Genomic DNA, 17538 nt, shown 5'->3' on the forward strand with positions numbered 1-17538 from the left:
ATGCAATCAGTGACTCCGTTTTCCAGCCTGCGCGACGAGCAACAGCTCATGACCACATTGCTGGCATTGATGAAAGAAGAACAGCGGCATCTGGTTGCCGCTGACATCGATGCAATCACGGAGCTCACGGTGCGCAAGACGGCACTCGTAGGACAATTGAGCCAATTGGCGGCGCAACGCCACCAGGCGCTGGCGGCAGCAGGTTTTACCGCCGCCGAAGCGGGCATGGAAGACTGGCTGGTCAGCGCCAGCGAAGCCGAGGCGGCGCCCCTGTGGAAAGCCCTGCTCGAGACGACGCGCGAAGCGAAGGAACAGAACCGGCTGAACAGCCTGCTGGTCAACAAACACATGCTGCACACGCAAGGCGCCCTGAACGCCATGCGCCCCACGGCCCAAAGCGGCAATTTCTACGGCCCCAGTGGCCAACCGATGTCGAACCCGGCCAGCCGGCGCGTCGTCATCGGCTAAGCGTCTTCCCGTTTCACCCCAGCAAGAAGCCATTGCTGCACGCCTGACGCCGTCCCGAGCAGCGGCACCCATACGGCTGCCATCGAGAACATCATCGCCGTGTCGCTCCCTCCAGGGAGACTGCGGCGGTGCCAGCGCGTCCGCATTCCCCCCACAACACCGCACGCAGAAACAACACAAGCCCTTTTTGACGCCGCACGTTTGAGCATGCTCAAACTTGAGACAGGTGATGACTATATGCTAATCCCTGGCGTACGCCGTACATCTCCAGGTGGGACTTTCCTCGCCGACACGAACTTCGTTCCCGCAGGCATAGCTGATCCATTTCACGCCCCAGCCTGCGCTTTTGCGCTGCGCCACGACGCACACCACCTCAATCGCAAGTACACAGGAGCATGATATGAACTCTCTCTCAGTAAGCAAGGCTGGCGCGGCGCTGCTGCTCGGCTGCACCCTGCTGGCGCCGGTCGCGCAGGCCGAAACGCAAGCCGTGTTCTATAGCCACCTCGTATCGACCGCCGTGGTGGCCACGCCGCTGCTGGCGCAAGACACCTTGTTCGTCGACACCTTCACGACGGAGCGCGGCTCGCTGCTGCAAACGACCACGTTTACGGTCGGCGCCGGCGTGCAGTCGTTCACGGGCAACGCGGCCTGGCTGGTCACGGGCGCCAACGACTTCGGTCCCCGCCTGACTGGCGTCAACATTGACCTGTTCGACTCCAGCAATAACCTGGTGCAATCGGATACCTTCACCGGCGTGCTGGGCGCGTTTGCCCATTCGACCTTCGACGGCCTGCTGGGACCTGGCACCTACACCTTGGTGGCAAGCGGCATCGGCGTGCGTGATTCCGTGCTGGACATTTCCATCACCACGGCCGTACCGGAACCGGAAACCTATGGCATGCTGCTGGCGGGACTGGGCCTGATCGGGTATAGCATACGGCGCCGCAAGATGGCTGCCTGATCGGCATCGGGGCGCCTGCAAGCACTGCCGTAGCTGGCAGACACGGGGCAGGCGCAGCGGTTCCACGCACGGGCTGGCCTCTGCACGGGCCAGCCCAGGCAGGGGCAGGCCTACGCACTCAACCGTGCGCGGGCCGGCCCGTATGCTGGCGGAATTTCGCGGCGATGCCATTCGCCTTGGTGAGGGCGGCGGCCTGCTGTTCCGGCGTCAGCTCGTTTTGCAGCCAGTGCCAGTATTCATCCTGGTAAGGGTTCGTCGTGCCTGGCGTGAGGATGTCGTTGTAGACCATGCGCAGGGCCAGCAGGTAGCCATACGCTTGCGGCGCGTCCTTCTGCACCACGTCGCCATCGCGCAGATAGGCCATCATCAGGGTCGACACGCTGCTCAGTTCCGCCGCGTCCGCCTGTGTTGTCAGCTGGGCGATCGCTTGCCGCTTCCAGGCCTGCACCAGCGGATCGTCGGGACGGTTGCGCAGCGCGCTGCGGTCGCCGAACGGACCTTCCGACAGGAACAGCGTGGCCGCGCCCGGCACGCCGCCTTGCGCGGCAGTGGCCAGGTAGCCGAGGCGATCCTCGCGCTGGCGCTGCGTCATGCCCGCGCACAACTGCTGCTGGGCTGCTTTTTCTTCCGCCGTCATCTCGCGTCCCAGCTCGAATTCCATCCCCGGCAAGCGGCTTTCGCGCTGGAAAACGATGCAGTCGTCGATCAGGTTATAGGCCGCATACGCGTCTTCCGGCTTGCCGCTGGAGGCCAGGCGCTCGAGCCGCTGCGCCAGGGACACGACAACGGGCGCCGCATCGGCGGCCGGGGTGGCGTCGATATTCAAATACGATGCCAGGCTGCGTCCCGGCGGCGCGCTGGCGGCAGCGGTAGCGGCAGTGTCCGGTGCGCCGCCATCGGGCGCGGGCCAGTACACGACCGCCAGCACTGCCGCGATGGCAGCGGCGATGGCGATACCGGTCAGTTTGTTATTCATATGAGGTGGCGCATAAAAGGAAATGCACGTTACCACAGGCGCACGGCAGCGGGCCGCACGCCTCCGCACGCACGCGCCCCGGCTAGCCGCCCGCCTTTTTCGGCTGGTGGCCCAGCCTGGTCAGCGCGGCAAGAATGGTGTCGACATGGTCGCCCTGCACTTCGATCACGCCATCCTTGACCGTGCCGCCCGAGCCGCACTGCGTGCGCAGCTGCTTGCCCAGCAGGGCCAGCGCGATGGCGTCCAGCGGCAAGCCCTTGACCACGGTGACGCTCTTGCCACCGCGGCCCTTGGTCTGGCGCGACACGCGCACCACGCCGTCGCCCGCCGGCGCCGCCTTGGCTTGCGCCTTGCACGCGCATTGCGCCAGCGGCTGGCGGCAGGCCGGACACATGCGGCCCGTTTCAGTGGAATAGACGAGACCGCCCTGGGAGCTGCTTTTCATGATGGAGAAATAAAAAGAAAGAAGGCCGCGATTGTACCAAGCGGCGGCCCGCAGTTGACGACCGTCAGTTGGCCGGAGCAGGTGCCGGTGCCGGCGCCACGGGCGCTGTCGGCACTTCCGTCACCGTTTCCGGGATGCCCGAGAGGATCGTCACGGCGACCCGGCGGTTGCGCGCGCGCCCTTCCGCCGTTTCATTGGGCGCCACGGGGATATTGTCGGCGTGACCGACGGCCGTCAGGCGCGACGCCTTGACGCCGCTGGCAATGAACAGGCGCACCACGGCGCTGGCGCGCGCGGCCGACAATTCCCAGTTCGAGGCAAAGTTGGAATTGCTGATCGGCTGCACGTCCGTATGCCCTTCCACCTGCACGTCGTGCGTATCGTCCTTGAGCAGCACGGCGACGGCGCGCAGGGCCTGGTCCGACTCAGCCGTCAGGCGCGCCGCGCCCGGGTCGAACAGCACGCTGGCATTGATTTCCACGCTCACGCCGCGGCTCGTCTGCGTGACCCGCACCTTGCCTTCCTTGACCAGCGGCGCCAGGGTCGACGTCAAGTCCTGCGCCAGGCGCGTCATGTGTTCACGCTCGCGGCGGATGGCTTCCGTGCGGCGTTTCAGAGCAGGGTTCGGCAGCGGGATCGCTTGCGGCGCTTCCATGATGATGGGCGGCGCGCCCTTTTCCAGGCTGAAGGCCTGGCCGATGGCGTTCTGGAAGACGCGGTACTTGCCTTCGTTGACTTGCGAAATGGCGTACATGACGACAAAGAACGCGAACAGCAGGGTGATGAAGTCGGCGTACGAGATCAGCCAGCGGTCCTGGTTGTCCGGTTCCTCGTCATACTTCCTGCGCGCGCGCCGCATCATGGTCAGTGCTCGTGCAGCAGGCTGGACACGCGCTCTTCGATGATGCGCGTGTGGTCGCCCGTGGCGATGTCGTACAGCACGGCGGCCGTGATTTCGTACTGCAGCACGCGGCGCGAGACGATGGCCTTGAGTTTATTCGCCACCGGCAGGAACAGCAGGTTGGCCAGGCCGACGCCGTAGATGGTCGAGACAAACGCCACGGCGATGCCGCTGCCTAATTTACTTGGGTCGGTGAGATTTTCCATCACGTGTATCAGGCCCAGCACGGCGCCCAGAATACCGATGGTGGGCGAATAGCCGGCCGCCGATTCCCACACCTTGACGGCCTGGCGCTCGGCCATTTCGTAGGCGGAGATTTCCACGTCGAGCAGCTGGCGCAGCTTGTCGGGCGCGATGCCGTCGACGATCATCCGCAAGCCCTTGGCGTTGAAGCGGTCGGCCGTGTTTTCCATCAGGCGCTCGAGCGCCAGCGGGCCGTCGCGGCGCGCCGTCAAGCTCCATTGCCCGATGTCGCGCGCCAGCGCGGCGCGCGTGTCGGCTGGCGGCAGGAAGACCCAGCGCAGCATTTCCAGGCCGCGCACGAAAGTGCGCAGCCGCGTTTGCAGCAGCACGGCGCCGAAAGTGCCGATGACCACGATGGCAAAGGCGGCCGGCTGCAGCAGGGAGGCCATCTTGCCGCCTTCCAGTGCCTGGCCGACCAAGAGGCCCGCCAGCGCCAGCGCCAGCCCGATTACGCTGGACCAGTCCACGCCTGCTCCCTCAAGGTTGCGCGCAGGCGCGCGACGGCCTGGGTATGCAGCTGCGAGACGCGCGATTCGGATACGCCCATCACCGCGCCGATCTCCTTCAGGTTCAGCTCTTCTTCGTAATACAGGCCCATGAGTATTTTCTCGCGTGGTGGCAGCGCGTCGATGGCATCGATCACGGATTGCCGGAAATCGGTATCGAGCAGGGAACGCAAGGGGTCGCTGTCCTCGTCCACGCAATGGCGGTCGAGGAAGCTGTCATTGCCGTCCGGGTCATGAAAGTCTTCGTAGTACACGAGCTGGTGGCCGCCGCCGTCGCCCAGCATTTCCTGGTAGTCGGCCAGCGACATCTTGAGCAGTTTCGCCACTTCCGACTCTGTCGGCGGATGGCCGAGGCGCTGCTGCAAGGTGCTCATCGCCTCTTCGATCTTGCGCATGTTCTGGCGCATGCTGCGCGGCAGCCAGTCGCTGGTGCGCAATTCGTCGAGCATGGCGCCGCGGATGCGCAGCACGGCATACGTCTCGAACTGCGCGCCATGCGTCTCTTCATAGCGGCTGATGGCATCGAGCAGGCCGATCATGCCGGCCTGGATCAGGTCATCGACCTCGACCGAAGGCGGCAATTTCGCCTTCATATGGTGCGCCAGACGCTTCACCAGCGGAATATGCTCCGTCAGCAAATAGTCCTTGTTCGATTTCCCTTTGACCGTGTACATAGGCTGCTTATTGTTTTCTCATCTTATCTGGTGCTACGGTTGGCTTCAGGCGCTGAACTGGTGCGGGCTCCCCGTCTGGTACAAGGTGCCGCCGAGCACGGGCGCCGCCGAACGGGCCAGCCGCTCGGCCAGTCCGCGAAACGCCACCGAGGCGCCGGCCAGCGGAAACGCATCGACCACGCTGCGGCCCAGGCGCGCCGCGCGGTGCAGATACTCATCGGCAGGCACCGAACCCATCGACGTCAGCTTCACGGCCAGGTAACGGCTCGCCGCCTGTGCCATATTATCGTATACCACTTTTGCTTCGGATTCGGAAGCGCCGGTGACGAGAATACCGAACGGACGGCGTCCCAGTTCCTGGCTCAGGCGCTTGATCAGGCAGTACGCCGCCTTGATCGAGGTGGCGCTGGTGGAGACTTGCACGACGATATCGGACGACGCCATCAAGGGCACGGGGAAGCAGGCGCCCTCGTCTGCCACGACGCCGTCGACCAGCACGATGCCGCTCCGGCGCGCCAGCACGTCGAAAGTCTTGCCCAGGCGGCGCAATTCCTCCTCGCCCGCATAGTCCATGCTGTCCATCAAATGGTTGCGCGCGCCCAGGCTCGCCACGCCAAAGCCTTGCGGCACCTGGTGGATGACCTGGTTCAAGCCGCACTGCTGGCGCGCCACGTCGCGCAGGCTGGCGCCGTGCGCCAGTCCCAGGCGCGCGGCCACGCCATCGCTGCCGCCGCTGGCGTCAAGCAACAGCACGTCATTGCCGCCGTAGACGAGCGAAGCACCCAGGTTGACCAGCATGGCGCCCTTGTCGTCCTGCGGCGTGGCCGAGAGAAACGTCATGACGCGCGGCTGCGGGCCGGCCAGCATGCGGCGCAAGCCTTCAGCCTGGTCGAAATCGAAATTAGCCAAGGTGCACCCCGCGCGCTTCATTGTTGCGGGCGGCCGCCTGCGCCATCAGGAGCGGCAGTTCAGCGTCGGAAAACTGCGTGGCCGCCGAGTCGCGCTTGAGCTTGAAGGCGCGGTCGATCAGGTAGCCACGGTCGGCCAGGTACAGGTCTTCCGGCACGCGCTGGCCGTTCGACACATAGAACAGGTTCAGCTTCTGGCGGATCACCACGTCAAGCACGTTGCCGATCGACGCCGCTTCATCGAGCTTGGTCATGATGCAGCCGGCCAGGCCGCTGCCCTGATAGGCGCGCACCACTTCGTTGAGGGTTTCCTGGGTTGCCGTGGAATTCAGGCACAGCAAACGTTTCACGTCGGCGCCGGCACCCGACAGCATGGCCACCTGCTCCGTCACCATCTGGTCGCGCTGGCTCACGCCCACCGTATCGATCAGCACCGTGTGCTTGTTCTTCAATTCTTTCAGGGCGATGCGCAAATCCGCTTCATCTTTCACGGAATGCACCATCACGCCGAGGATCTTGCCGTAGATGCGCAGCTGCTCATGCGCACCGATACGGTAGGCGTCCGTGGTGATCAGGGCCAGCTTTTCCGGGCCGTGGCGCATCACGCAGCGGGCCGCCAGCTTGGCCGTACTGGTGGTCTTGCCGACACCGGTCGGGCCCACCAGGGCAAACACGCCGCCCTGCTCGAGCATGGCGTCTTCATTGGCCACCGTATTCAGGTTGCGGCTGAGGACGGTCTTGATCCAGCGCATGCTTTGCGCACCGTCGAGGCCGGCGGGCAGCTTGTCGATCAGGTAGCGCGCCAGGCTGGCGGAAAAGCCGGCGGCCAGCATTTCGCGCAGCACGACGGCTTTTTGCGGCTCGCGCTGCTGCGTCGACCCCCACGAAATTTCCGCCAGCTGGGTTTCCATCATGCCGCGCATGGCGCGGATTTCATTCATCATGCCGCTCATCTCGGCGGCGGCGTTCTCTTTGACGTGCGCCAGCGCGCTGGCCATCATCTGCTGCATGCGGGCCATGTCCACTGGCTCGGAAGCAGCCTGGCGCGGCGCGGCAGGACGTGGCGCAGCCGGGCGCTGGGCCGGGGCGGCCGGACGCTGCGGTGTGGCGAACTGGGTCTGCAACTGGGGACGGGGCTGGGCCATTTCGGACGCGGCCGGCGGCGAAGCGAGCGAAGCGGCATCATCATTGGCCAGCGCGAGGATTTCCACCACGCCATCGGCCTGGCGGTTCGACAGAATCACGGCATCGGGGCCCAGCGCTTCGCGCACCTTGCGCAACGCATCGCGCGACGAGGCGCCCGTAAATTTCTTCACATTCATGACCGGCCTCCCAAGGCGGGGGTGGCGCAATATTGGCTGAACTGTGTGACCATCATCGACTCCTGTTGCTTGAGTGCTGTCTTCCACATGGACACAGATCACTCGGACAGTTTCCATTATTAGCGATGCTTGCAGGAAACGATCGAAGGAACAGGACGGGAAAGTACCCGTTATTCAGTTTGCCGGGAGGAAATTGATGGTTATTTGACCAAAAGCAACTGCTGGGGTCAGACCCCCACTGGCGCTAACGCAAAGCTCAGCGCTAACGCCGGCGGGGGTCTGACCCCGATGCTATTGAAGATAACTACTGCGCACCCACCAGCGCCGTGACGCGGATCGTCTTGGTTTCCGGCACTTCCGCATGCGACAGTACTTTGAGTTGTGGCAAGGCGCGGCGCAGGAAGCGCGACAGCAGGGCGCGCAGCGGCGCCGGCACCAGCAGCACCGGTGTCAGGCCCAGCGCTTCCTGCTGCTGGGCAGCCAGGCCCGCCTGGTGCGCGATGGTATCGGCCAGGCCCGGCTCGATGCCGGCGCCGTCGCCGCCATTGCCCATCGCCTGCATCAGCAAACGCTCCAGGCGGCTGTCGAGGGTCATCACGGACAGTTCGGCCGCGCCGGGGAACAGTTGCTGCACGATGGCGCGCCCCAGAGAGACGCGCACCAGCGCCGTCAGCTCGTTCGGGTCTTGCGTGCTGACCGTGTACTCGGCCAGGGTTTCGATGATGGTGCGCATGTCGCGGATGTGCACGCCCTCGGCCAGCAGGTTCTGCAGCACTTTTTGCAGGGCCGACAGCGACAGCATCTTCGGCACCAGGTCTTCCACCAGGCGCGGCGCATCCTTGCCCAGGTGGTCGAGCAGCGACTGCACTTCCGCGCGGCCCAGCAGCTCGGAAGCGTGCGAGGTGATCAAATGGTTCAAGTGCGTGGCCACTACGGTGCCCGCATCGACGACCGTGTAGCCCATCGATTGGGCCTGGTCGCGCAAGCTGGCGTCGATCCAGGTGGCGGGCAAGCCGAAAGCGGGGTCGCTCGTGGCCAGGCCCGGCAAGGTGCCGCTGGCCATGCCGGGGTTGATGGCCAGGAACTGGCCGTTGAACGCTTCGCCCACGCCCACTTCCACGCCCTTCAAGGTGATGCGGTAGGCGGACGGCTTCAATTCCAGGTTGTCGCGGATATGCACGGGCGGCGCCAGGAAGCCCACTTCCTGGGCGAATTTCTTGCGGATGCCCTTGATACGCTTGAGCAACTCGCCGCCCTGCGTCTTGTCGACCAGGGGAATCAGGCGGTAGCCGACTTCCAGGCCCAGGGTGTCGACGGGCATGATGTCTTGCCAGCTGGCTTCTTCCTGCTCGGGCGCCACGGTCGCCTGCGGCGCTTCGGCCGGTTTCTCGGCCGCTTCTTTTTCCTGCGTGCGCTTCTTGCTGATCAAATAGGCGGAGCCGGCCAGCAGCGAGGCCAGCAGGATGAAGACCATGTTCGGCATGCCGGGGATCAAGCCCATGCCGCCGATGATGCCGGCGGTAATATACAGCACTTGCGGTTTCGCAAACAGCTGGCCCACCAGCTGGGTGCCGATGTCCTGTTCGCTGGCCACGCGCGAGACAACGATACCGGCCGCCGTGGAAATGATCAGCGAAGGAATCTGCGCCACCAGGCCGTCACCGATGGCCAGCAAGGTGTAGTTCTTGAGTGCGTCGGCAAAGCCCATGTCATGCTGCAGCAAGCCCACCAGCAAGCCGCCGACGATATTGATGACGGTCACCATGATGCCGGCGATGGCGTCGCCGCGCACGTATTTGCTGGCACCGTCCATGGCGCCATAGAATTCCGCTTCCTGCGCCACTTCCGTGCGGCGGCGGCGCGCTTCGTCTTCGCCGATCAGGCCGGCGTTCAGGTCGGCATCGATGGCCATCTGTTTACCAGGCATCGCGTCCAGCGCGAAGCGGGCGCCCACCTCGGCGATACGGCCCGCACCCTTGGTCACGACGGTAAAGTTAATGATCGTCAAAATAATGAAGACCACGATACCGACCGTGAAGTTGCCGCCGATCAGGAAGTGACCGAACGCTTCAATCACTTTACCGGCCGCGTCGGCACCCGTATGGCCTTCCGTCAGCACCACGCGCGTGGACGCCACGTTCAGCGACAGGCGCAGCATGGTCGACACGAGCAAAATGGTCGGGAACGCCATGAAGTCGAGCGGCTTGACCGTGTACAGCGCCGTCAGCAGCACGATGATGGACAGCGCGATATTGAAGCTGAAGAAGATGTCGAGGATGAAGGCGGGCAGCGGCAGCACCATCATCGCCAGCAGCATGATGATGATGATCGGCGCGGCGAGGCCCTTGCTGGCGTTGCCTTTCAATCCGCTGAGCCAGGCTGGCATGGTCAGGCCGTTCATGGTGTGCTTCCTTTATTCTTGTCTGCCGCGTCTGCTGCGGGTTTGGTCTGCGATGCGGGGTCGAGCGGGTCGAGCTCGGGCGGGACATCGAGTTTTTTCGGCTTGTCGGGGCGCTCGCCGTGGCCGCTGCCGTAGCTGCGCAGCTGGAACACGTAGGCCAGCACTTCGGCCACGGCGCCGTACAGCGCCTCGGGAATCTCGTCGCCGATGTCCGTGTGCTTGTACAGCGCGCGCGCCAGGGCCGGCGCTTCGAGGATGGCGACCTTGTGTTCGCCGGCCAGTTCGCGGATCTTCGCCGCCACTTCGTCGATGCCCTTGGCCACCACCTGCGGTGCGCCGCGCGAATTCTCGCCATACTTCAAGGCCACGGCGTAGTGCGTAGGATTGGTTACCACCACGTCGGCCGTCGGCACGTCGGCCATCATGCGGCGGCGCGACATTTCATGTTGCATCTGGCGTATCTTCGCCTTGATCTGCGGATTGCCGTCCGACTCCTTCGACTCTTGCTTGACTTCCTGCAAGGTCATTTTCATCTTGTTGGCGTAGTGCCACATCTGGTACGGACCGTCGATGGCGGCGATCAGGCCCAGGGCGCCGACGATCAGCAAAAAGGCCGTGATCAGCAGGCTGATCAAATGGGCCGAACCGGCGCGCAAGGATTCCACCGACAGGCCCAGCACGGCATCCTTTTGATGCTGCATCACCATCCAGGCGACGACGCCGACGACGAGGGTCTTGGCAATGGCCTTGAGCAGCTCCACCAGCGCATTCTTCGAAAACATATTGCCCAGGCCACGAATCGGGTTGAGCTTGCCAAAATTGGGGGTGAACGCCTTGGAGCTGAACAGCCAGCCGCCCACCAGCACGGGCGAGGCCAGGGCGACAAGCATGATGGCCGCGGCGTACGGCAGGCAGGTCAGCAAGACCGAGCCCACGTCATAGCCGATGCGCAACATCATCGCGTCGGGATTGAGTATCTGCTCCCGGTCCAGCGTCAGCCCGGAAACCATGACAGCCGTCAGCCGCCGCACGATGGCGTCGCCGGCAAACCACAGGCAGCAGCCGGACGCCATCAACACCGTAAACGTGGCCACTTCACGCGATCGCGGAACGTCACCTTCCTCACGCGCCTGCTCGAGGCGCTTCGGTGACGCGGCTTCGGTCTTTTCTGCGTCGCTGTCTTCCGACATCAATCAACTCCGGTGAAGTCCTGCGGCCTGGCTAGGCGCAATACGGACTGGGCATGGAGCATTATCGAGTCAAGTACCTTGTTGCCATCGGAGGAACAGGGGGGCAAATCCCCTGCATTTCCTTTGCTCTTCAGAAACCTTAGCGGGACTTCCTGGCTTCCGCCTGCTTCACGGTCTGTTCGATCGCGCCAAACAGGGACTTGCCGTCGTCACCCAGCATTTCCAGGCGAACAATATCACCAAACAGCAGATACGGCGTGCTGGCGACGCCATCGGCGATCATCTCCTGGTTACGTCGCTCAACGATACTGGAAAATCCCTTCTTGACTTCCTTGTTGGCGACGCCGCCCGCACTGACCACGCTGCCGGCGCGCGCATTGCGCGTCTGGCACAGATGGGCCAGCAATTGCGGGTAATTGAACGCCATGTCGGCACCCGCGTGGGGCTGGCCCGTCAACTTGCCGTTCAGGCTGCAGCGCAGGGCGTAATGCACCTTGCCGCCGCGCCAGGCGTCACCGAGTTCGTCGGGCGTGATGGCGACAGGCGAGCAAGCCATGGCCGGCTTCGCCTGCAGGAAGCCGTAGCCGCTGGCCTGTTCGTCGGGTGCCAGATTGCGCAGGGTGATGTCGTTGACCAGCATCAACAGCTTGATGTTCAGGTGGGCCTGGTCCGGCGTCGAGCCCATGGCCACGTCGTCCGTGATGGCGGCGATGCCGGCCTCGTAATCGATGCCCCACTGCTCGTGCGCCAGGGTGATGGCATCGTGGGCGCCGAGGAAATCGTCGCTGGCGCCCTGGTACATCCTTGGCGCATCGCGCAGATTGGCGGGTGCCTCAATTCCCGCCGCCTTGCAGGCGCGCTCGATCTGCTGCAGGTAGGACGCGCCCGCCACGCGCAGGCTGCTGCGCGGCAAGGGCGCCATGCAGTTGGCCGGGTCGAACTCGAAGGCGCGATGGCCGCGGCCGCTATTGATGGTCTGGTACAGCAAGTCGAGCTGGGGCGCGATGAAGCTCCAGTCGTCGAGCGCCTTTTGCAGGGTCGAGGCGATGCCATCGGCCAGGTGGGCCGTTTTCAGGTCGCGCGAGACGACAGCGAGCTGGCCATCGCGCGTGCCATCGTTCAGGGTAGCTAATTTCATGTGCGGGAAATTTCGTCAAATGCAGGCAATAGGGGGCTAAAGACGCCAAAAAGCCGGGATATCCCCGGCTTTGACGGTCTGGAGGGATTTACGCCAGCAGCGCGACCTGCTCGGGAGTCAGGTAACACCACTCGCCTTCGGCGATGCCCAGCGATTCCAGGGTCAGGCTGCCGATGGCGGAACGGTGCAGCGCGCTGCAATGGTTGCCGGCGGCGGCCAGCATGCGCTTGACCTGGTGGTACTTGCCTTGCTCGAGCACGATTTCCAGCTGGTGTTCGCCGCGCTTGACGCAGACGAGGGCCGCCAGCGGGGCCGGCTCGTCGTGCAATTGCACGCCTGCCAGCAGCAGGGCCACCAGTTCATCGGTCACGGGCTCTTGCGTGGTAGCCTGGTAAATCTTGGGAACGTGGCGCTTCGGCGACGATTGTGCATGGATAAACGGCCCATCGTCCGACATCAGCAGCATGCCGGTCGTATCGTGGTCGAGCCGGCCGACGGGCTGGACTTCGCGCCAGGTGAACTGCTCCGGCAGCAGGGTCAGCACGCCAGGATGATGGCTGGGCTTGCGCGAGCATTCGAAGTTGGCGGGCTTGTTCAGCGCCAGGTACAGGTGCGCGCGGTAGACCCACTCTTCTTCGAACACGTGCAGCACCAGGCCTTCGGTCTCGACGGTGGTGCGGTAATTGGTCTGGGTGACGCCATCGATAACGACATCGCCATCTTCGATAAGGGAACGGCAATATTTACGGGTGCCAAAACCCTGCGATTGCAGGATGCGGTCTAGGGATAATTTACTCATGGGCGTGACTTTACCAGAAGCGGCTGGCAGCGTGAAGCGGCCGCGCGCGCGGCCTGCGCCAGGCCGCCGGGCGCGCACCAGCCTTGCGCATGCACAGATGAGCTGAAGTACAAGGTGAGATTTCGATATAAATGACCAATTCCTTTGAGCAATATCAAGCGCTCGGAATATCGCATTGATAGACTGAAACTTCGTTAGGAATCCGCCTAACGAGCTTTAGGAATAATAACCAAGCAACGATTCACAAGGACATTGTATGAAGCATACCGATACCATCGCCTTACAAGGCAGCATCGCCGACATGCGCCTGCGCATCGCTACGGAACAGGCGGCCATGCACAAGGTCAGACTCGGCGTGGCGCGCTGGAGCAGCGCCCCGGCGCCGCAGGATGCGGACGCAACGCCATCGCCAGCGAGCCAGACGCATTGGCATGCCGAGGCGCAATGCCATTTCATGTGCTGGCTGGAACTCGGCGGTTTTGCCCACGCGGATGCGGACGCAAACGCGGAAACCGACAACGTGACGGCGCCCGCCATGGTGGACACAGTGCCCGAGATCAGTTCCGGCGCCAGTACCGGCGTAGCGCCGGCCCGGCAGGCAGCCGCCCTGCCCGCGCACTGCAACGGCTGCGCCGTCTGAGCGCCCCCCATCCAACCACCGGCCATGCCCCGCCCTCGCATGCCTGCCTTGCCAGCACGCCCAGCTACAACATCGAGCAACACTCACCCGTCCGGCACGAACGACGCACAAAAGGAAACGGCGGCATTGCGCCGCCGTTCCCAAGCCCCATCGGGACTTTAGTGAGGAATGTAAATTCACTCAAAACCACATCTGCGATGCGGCGAGTAGTTCCATGACCTGCCAATCAAGTTAGTACTGACAACATAGTTGATATATCGCCCCTCCTTGAAAAGAACTACCCTTTCACTATAGCCCAAGCAGCTCCATTTTCAAGCCAATTTACCACCTTATTGAAAATCATTCTCGATTGGCTTGCCTGCCAGCCAAGAGTGATGTCCTCAGCGCAACGCGGGTTGTGACTGCTGCACGGCCGCTTTCATGGCACCCGCGCCCATGGCGGCGCCAAACTTTTTCAGCACCCGTTCCGGCAAGCCTTCATGCTGCGTGTAGTCGACGATGTCTTCCGCCTTGACGACGTCGCGCGCCACGCTGTCGACCGTGCCGAAATCGTCGGCCAGGCCCATTTCCACGGCTTTCGCGCCCGTCCAGTACAAACCGGAGAAGGTATCAGCCGTTTCCTTCAGGCGCTTGCCCCGTCCCGCCCGCACCACCTCGATGAACTGCTGGTGGATTTCATTGAGCATGCCTTGGGCATACGCCTTGTGCTTTTCCGTCAGGGGGCTGAACGGGTCCATGAAGCCCTTGTTCTCGCCCGCCGTCAGCAAACGGCGCTCGACGCCGACCTTTTCCATCACGCCCGTAAAGCCGAAGCCATCCATCAGCACGCCGATGGAGCCGACCACGCTGGCCTTGTTGACATAGATGCGGTCGGCGGCCGCCGCGATGTAATAGCCGCCCGAAGCGCACATTTCATCGACCACCACATATAAAGGCTTGTCCGGATAGCCCTTGCGCAGGCGCTGCATCTCGTCGACGATCATGCCGGCCTGCACGGGACTGCCGCCCGGACTATTAATATGTAGCACCACGGCCACGGAGCCGCTATCGGAAAACGCCTTGTCCAGCGCGGGGATGACGACGGCGGCCGAGCCGCTGCCTTCGGACTCGATGGCGCCGTTGATGTCGATCAGGGCCGTGTGGCGGCCCAGGGTTTCGCTGTCGTCGGCCGTGTTGTAGTCATAAAACACCCACAGGGCGAACAGCACGATCAGCAGGCCGAATATCTTGAAAAAGATGCTCCAGCGGCGGTGCGCGCGTTGTTCTTGCAAAGTAGCAAATACCAGCTTTTCCAGCACGTCGCGCTCCCAGTGCCCCGCAGGGACGCCGTGGCCGGCGGCTGGCGCGCTACTGTCCAGCTTGTCATTCGTGTTATCGCTCATGATTCACTTTGTTTAAATTGCAATAAAGCCTGCCCCGGCCTCAGGCCGGCAGCGGCTGGACATACTCGTCGGGTTGCCAGTACAGCTGGCCATCGCGTTCGGCCACGGCGATCGGACGCAGGCGCCCGCCCTTGCAGGGGCCGCCCGCGCACAAACCGCTTTCCGGCACATAGATGGCGCCATGCGTCGAACACATCAGGTACAAGCCGCTGGACTCGAAAAACTCGCCTTCGGCCCAGTCCAGTTCGATCGGCACGTGGGCACAGCGGTTCAGGTAGCCATACGCCTTGCCGCCATGGCGCACGACAAAGCCCGTTGTCGCTTCGCCGCCGGCAGCGACGGGAAAGCGCACGCCCTTGCCACCATCGGCCACGGCGTCGGCCGCACAAATCAACACTTCCGCAACATCAGTCATCATGCGTGCTCGCTCAGCCATTGATGCAGGTCGGCCACCGTGGCGGCCGAATACAGGGGATTGCAAGCTTGCAACTGCGCCACCGGATGCGCTCCATACTCTACGGCAATACCTGCCGCGCCTGCATTGCTTGCCATCAATAAATCATGGCTGGTGTCGCCGATCATCACGGTACGGCGCATGTCCTGCCCCAACTCGCGCGTCAGTTCCTGCAGCATGGCCGGATGGGGCTTGGAAAACGTTTCATCGGCGCAGCGCGTCGCATCGAACAGGGACAGCAGCTTGACGGCATTCAGGGAGCGGTTCAGGCCGACACGGCTCTTGCCCGTGGCCACCGCCAGGAAATACGCCTGCTGCGACAGTTCCTGCAGCATCTCGTGTACGCCAGGAAACAAGGTCAACTCATGGTCGCGCGACAGGTAGTGATAGCGGTAGCGTTCGGCCATGCGCGCATGGAATTTCGGCTCCACGTCCGGCATCACCAGCTGCATCGCTTCCTGCAAGCCCAGGCCGATCACGTGCGAAGCGAGCAACTCGGTGGGAATGGGCAAGCCGAGGTCTTTGGCCGATGCCTGGATGCACTTGACGATGGTCGAGGTACTGTCTATCAGGGTACCGTCCCAATCGAAGACGATCAGATCAAATTGCTTTCTTGCCATGTTTCCCGACAGCATAGCCGCCGGCTCCTTGAGAATGAATGATGGCGACTGACTACCTTATGAGTAGTGTCGCGCGCACGCGCTGCATACTTATCGTGCGGCAACGGCCAATGGTTTGCCCAAGCTTACCAAGAAACGCTCGCATTCGGCAGCCAGCGGTGCGTTCAGGGTCATCGTCTTGCCCGTTTCCGGATGCGTAAACGTGATCTGGTGCGCGTGCAGGAACATGCGTTTCAGGGCACCGCGCGTGCTGTCGGCCTTCAACAGGGCACGGTTGAGGGCAAAGTCGCCATATTTATCGTCGCCGGCGATGGGGAAACCGGACGAAGACAGGTGCACGCGGATCTGGTGCGTGCGTCCCGTCTTCAATTCCGCTTCCAGCAAGGCGAAGTTGTGATATTTATGCAACAGTGAAAACACCGTGTGCGACGCCAGGCCATCGGCCTGCACGGCCACCCGGCGCTCGCCTTCGGCCGTCGTATATTTATGCAGCGGCAACTTGATATGCTGGCGCGCATTCTTCCAGTCGCCGGCCACCAGCACCAGGTAGCGCTTGTCGGTGACGCCGTCGCGCATCTGCTCGTGCAGGTTGGTCAGCGCCGTGCGTTTCTTTGCCAGCAACAGCAGGCCGGACGTGTCGCGGTCCAGGCGGTGCACCAGTTCCAAAAACTTGGCGTCGGGGCGCGAAGCGCGCAATTGCTCGATCACGCCGAACGACACGCCCGAGCCGCCATGCACGGCCACGCCGGCCGGCTTGTCGATGACGAGCAGCTGCGCATCTTCGAAGATGATCTTGAATTCGGCGGCCGGCGCGCCCGTAGGGGCCTTTTCGGCCACGCGCACGGGTGGAATGCGCACCACGTCGCCGGCGGCGAGACGGTACAGCTGATCGATACGGCCTTTATTAACCCGCACTTCTCCCGATCGCAAGATCCGGTAGATGTGGCTTTTAGGCACTCCCTTGCACACTCTTAATAAGTAGTTGTCGATGCGCTGGCCTGCTTCTTCCTCGGCGATCGTTACGAATTGGGCTTGCGGCTGAACCGGGGGTGTTGAAGGGGGAACAACATCATTTTGACTCTTCATTTACTATGTCTTCCCAGAAATCTCTCTAAGTCCTTCATTTTGAATATATAATTGTTTTTGCTGCGGCCCTGGCTGCTGCGAGTGTAAGAATAAAAGCACATTTTACACAGGGGCGTCTCCACCGGCCTCGCCAAATTGCAAATTCGGTGGAAAAAAATGTATATGCACCATCCCTGCGCGAATCAAGGTTGCACCGTAGTTGTAATCGGATAACGCGTGGAGATGCTGAAGTGAGTGTGGGATTATAAGGATAAGTACCCGTTAGCGCGACTTATCGAGTCGGGCTCGCGGGTTGATGAAGTTGATAACGCTTGCCGTTTTCGCCAAACCCCGTATGTGGCCAAATACTGAGGGTTGTCGATGATAGGCTGAGGCCAAGCCTCGCCATCGCGATCCCTGTAATGAGCCGGCTAACGATTTT

General features: G+C 62.9%; 18 protein-coding genes. 3 read left to right on the forward strand and 15 right to left on the reverse strand.

What is annotated here, in order from left to right; translation table 11 throughout:
* Both OPV09_RS23595 and OPV09_RS23600 read left to right on the forward strand, forming a co-directional pair.
* Nucleotides 1-468: a flagella synthesis protein FlgN gene (locus tag OPV09_RS23595; protein WP_070303619.1), complete on the forward strand. Its 468-nt coding sequence runs from the start codon at nt 1-3 to the stop codon at nt 466-468.
* A gap of 400 nt (nt 469-868) precedes the next feature.
* The gene (locus tag OPV09_RS23600) at nt 869-1432 is read left to right on the forward strand and encodes an FxDxF family PEP-CTERM protein (protein ID WP_338679509.1); all 564 of its coding nucleotides are present in this window, start codon (nt 869-871) and stop codon (nt 1430-1432) included.
* A gap of 118 nt (nt 1433-1550) precedes the next feature.
* Here OPV09_RS23600 and OPV09_RS23605 read toward each other — a convergent pair whose 3' ends face one another.
* From OPV09_RS23605 to OPV09_RS23655, 11 genes are all read right to left on the reverse strand, one after another.
* Entirely contained in the window at nt 1551-2408 is an 858-nt protein-coding gene (locus tag OPV09_RS23605) for a hypothetical protein (RefSeq protein WP_338679510.1), read from the reverse strand.
* Between the two features lie 82 nt (nt 2409-2490).
* Nucleotides 2491-2853, reverse strand: a complete 363-nt coding sequence (locus OPV09_RS23610; RefSeq protein ID WP_034754096.1) for a translation initiation factor Sui1 — start codon at nt 2851-2853, stop codon at nt 2491-2493.
* Between the two features lie 64 nt (nt 2854-2917).
* Nucleotides 2918-3712, reverse strand: a complete 795-nt coding sequence (motD, locus tag OPV09_RS23615) for a flagellar motor protein MotD (RefSeq protein WP_072455728.1) — start codon at nt 3710-3712, stop codon at nt 2918-2920.
* Between the two features lie 5 nt (nt 3713-3717).
* The gene (locus OPV09_RS23620; RefSeq protein ID WP_034754098.1) at nt 3718-4464 is read right to left on the reverse strand and encodes a flagellar motor protein; all 747 of its coding nucleotides are present in this window, start codon (nt 4462-4464) and stop codon (nt 3718-3720) included.
* The gene (locus OPV09_RS23625; RefSeq protein ID WP_010400804.1) at nt 4446-5177 is read right to left on the reverse strand and encodes an RNA polymerase sigma factor FliA; all 732 of its coding nucleotides are present in this window, start codon (nt 5175-5177) and stop codon (nt 4446-4448) included. Before OPV09_RS23625 ends, OPV09_RS23620 begins: the two co-directional genes overlap by 19 nt.
* A 45-nt stretch (nt 5178-5222) precedes the next feature.
* Nucleotides 5223-6086 carry a MinD/ParA family ATP-binding protein gene (locus OPV09_RS23630; RefSeq protein WP_034754231.1) on the reverse strand — a complete coding sequence of 288 codons (864 nt, stop codon included), beginning with the start codon at nt 6084-6086 and terminating at the stop codon, nt 5223-5225.
* The gene (gene flhF, locus OPV09_RS23635) at nt 6079-7407 is read right to left on the reverse strand and encodes a flagellar biosynthesis protein FlhF (RefSeq protein WP_034754102.1); all 1329 of its coding nucleotides are present in this window, start codon (nt 7405-7407) and stop codon (nt 6079-6081) included. The genes OPV09_RS23630 and flhF overlap by 8 nt, the downstream gene beginning before the upstream one ends.
* A 304-nt stretch (nt 7408-7711) precedes the next feature.
* Nucleotides 7712-9808: a flagellar biosynthesis protein FlhA gene (gene flhA / locus OPV09_RS23640; RefSeq protein ID WP_070303618.1), complete on the reverse strand. Its 2097-nt coding sequence runs from the start codon at nt 9806-9808 to the stop codon at nt 7712-7714.
* On the reverse strand, nt 9805-10998 hold the full coding sequence (flhB, locus tag OPV09_RS23645) for a flagellar biosynthesis protein FlhB (RefSeq protein ID WP_034754106.1): 1194 nt from the start codon (nt 10996-10998) through the stop codon (nt 9805-9807). The genes flhA and flhB overlap by 4 nt, the downstream gene beginning before the upstream one ends.
* A 139-nt stretch (nt 10999-11137) precedes the next feature.
* Nucleotides 11138-12136 (reverse strand): fumarylacetoacetate hydrolase family protein, encoded by a 999-nt coding sequence (locus OPV09_RS23650; RefSeq protein WP_338679511.1) that lies wholly within the window; start codon nt 12134-12136, stop codon nt 11138-11140.
* 88 nt (nt 12137-12224) lie between these two features.
* Nucleotides 12225-12935: a 16S rRNA pseudouridine(516) synthase gene (locus OPV09_RS23655; protein WP_319990934.1), complete on the reverse strand. Its 711-nt coding sequence runs from the start codon at nt 12933-12935 to the stop codon at nt 12225-12227.
* Nucleotides 12936-13191: 256 nt separating this feature from the next.
* On the opposite strand from OPV09_RS23655, the gene OPV09_RS23660 reads away from it, so the two are divergent.
* Nucleotides 13192-13575, forward strand: a complete 384-nt coding sequence (locus OPV09_RS23660) for a hypothetical protein (RefSeq protein ID WP_051991492.1) — start codon at nt 13192-13194, stop codon at nt 13573-13575.
* Nucleotides 13576-13955: 380 nt separating this feature from the next.
* On the opposite strand, the gene OPV09_RS23665 is transcribed toward OPV09_RS23660, so the two are convergent.
* The 4 genes from OPV09_RS23665 to OPV09_RS23680 form a co-directional block, all read right to left on the reverse strand.
* Nucleotides 13956-14957, reverse strand: coding sequence for a S49 family peptidase (locus tag OPV09_RS23665; RefSeq protein WP_338679512.1), 1002 nt, complete (start codon nt 14955-14957; stop codon nt 13956-13958).
* Nucleotides 14958-14997: 40 nt separating this feature from the next.
* Entirely contained in the window at nt 14998-15375 is a 378-nt protein-coding gene (locus tag OPV09_RS23670) for a Rieske (2Fe-2S) protein (protein ID WP_175560532.1), read from the reverse strand.
* Nucleotides 15372-16031, reverse strand: a complete 660-nt coding sequence (locus OPV09_RS23675; protein ID WP_046685951.1) for an HAD-IIIA family hydrolase — start codon at nt 16029-16031, stop codon at nt 15372-15374. The genes OPV09_RS23670 and OPV09_RS23675 overlap by 4 nt, the downstream gene beginning before the upstream one ends.
* Before the next feature lie 90 nt (nt 16032-16121).
* Entirely contained in the window at nt 16122-17117 is a 996-nt protein-coding gene (locus OPV09_RS23680) for an RluA family pseudouridine synthase (protein ID WP_034754116.1), read from the reverse strand.
* Between the last annotated feature and the right edge of the window lie 421 nt (nt 17118-17538).

Source organism: Janthinobacterium sp. TB1-E2, assembly GCF_036885605.1.
GTDB classification, from domain to species: domain Bacteria; phylum Pseudomonadota; class Gammaproteobacteria; order Burkholderiales; family Burkholderiaceae_D; genus Janthinobacterium; species Janthinobacterium aestuarii.

Bases quoted from the DNA above. Each gene is read 5' to 3' on its own strand.
- OPV09_RS23595 (WP_070303619.1), top strand. From the start codon at position 1: ATGCAATCAGTGACTCCGTTTTCCAGCCTGCGCGACGAGCAACAGCTC.
- OPV09_RS23600 (WP_338679509.1), top strand. From the start codon at position 869: ATGAACTCTCTCTCAGTAAGCAAGGCTGGCGCGGCGCTGCTGCTCGGC.
- OPV09_RS23605 (WP_338679510.1), bottom strand. From the start codon at position 2,408: ATGAATAACAAACTGACCGGTATCGCCATCGCCGCTGCCATCGCGGCA.
- OPV09_RS23610 (WP_034754096.1), bottom strand. From the start codon at position 2,853: ATGAAAAGCAGCTCCCAGGGCGGTCTCGTCTATTCCACTGAAACGGGC.
- motD (WP_072455728.1), bottom strand. From the start codon at position 3,712: ATGCGGCGCGCGCGCAGGAAGTATGACGAGGAACCGGACAACCAGGAC.
- OPV09_RS23625 (WP_010400804.1), bottom strand. From the start codon at position 5,177: ATGTACACGGTCAAAGGGAAATCGAACAAGGACTATTTGCTGACGGAG.
- flhF (WP_034754102.1), bottom strand. From the start codon at position 7,407: ATGAATGTGAAGAAATTTACGGGCGCCTCGTCGCGCGATGCGTTGCGC.
- flhA (WP_070303618.1), bottom strand. From the start codon at position 9,808: ATGAACGGCCTGACCATGCCAGCCTGGCTCAGCGGATTGAAAGGCAAC.
- flhB (WP_034754106.1), bottom strand. From the start codon at position 10,998: ATGTCGGAAGACAGCGACGCAGAAAAGACCGAAGCCGCGTCACCGAAG.
- OPV09_RS23650 (WP_338679511.1), bottom strand. From the start codon at position 12,136: ATGAAATTAGCTACCCTGAACGATGGCACGCGCGATGGCCAGCTCGCT.
- OPV09_RS23655 (WP_319990934.1), bottom strand. From the start codon at position 12,935: ATGAGTAAATTATCCCTAGACCGCATCCTGCAATCGCAGGGTTTTGGC.
- OPV09_RS23660 (WP_051991492.1), top strand. From the start codon at position 13,192: ATGAAGCATACCGATACCATCGCCTTACAAGGCAGCATCGCCGACATG.
- OPV09_RS23665 (WP_338679512.1), bottom strand. From the start codon at position 14,957: ATGAGCGATAACACGAATGACAAGCTGGACAGTAGCGCGCCAGCCGCC.
- OPV09_RS23670 (WP_175560532.1), bottom strand. From the start codon at position 15,375: ATGATGACTGATGTTGCGGAAGTGTTGATTTGTGCGGCCGACGCCGTG.
- OPV09_RS23675 (WP_046685951.1), bottom strand. From the start codon at position 16,031: ATGGCAAGAAAGCAATTTGATCTGATCGTCTTCGATTGGGACGGTACC.
- OPV09_RS23680 (WP_034754116.1), bottom strand. From the start codon at position 17,117: ATGAAGAGTCAAAATGATGTTGTTCCCCCTTCAACACCCCCGGTTCAG.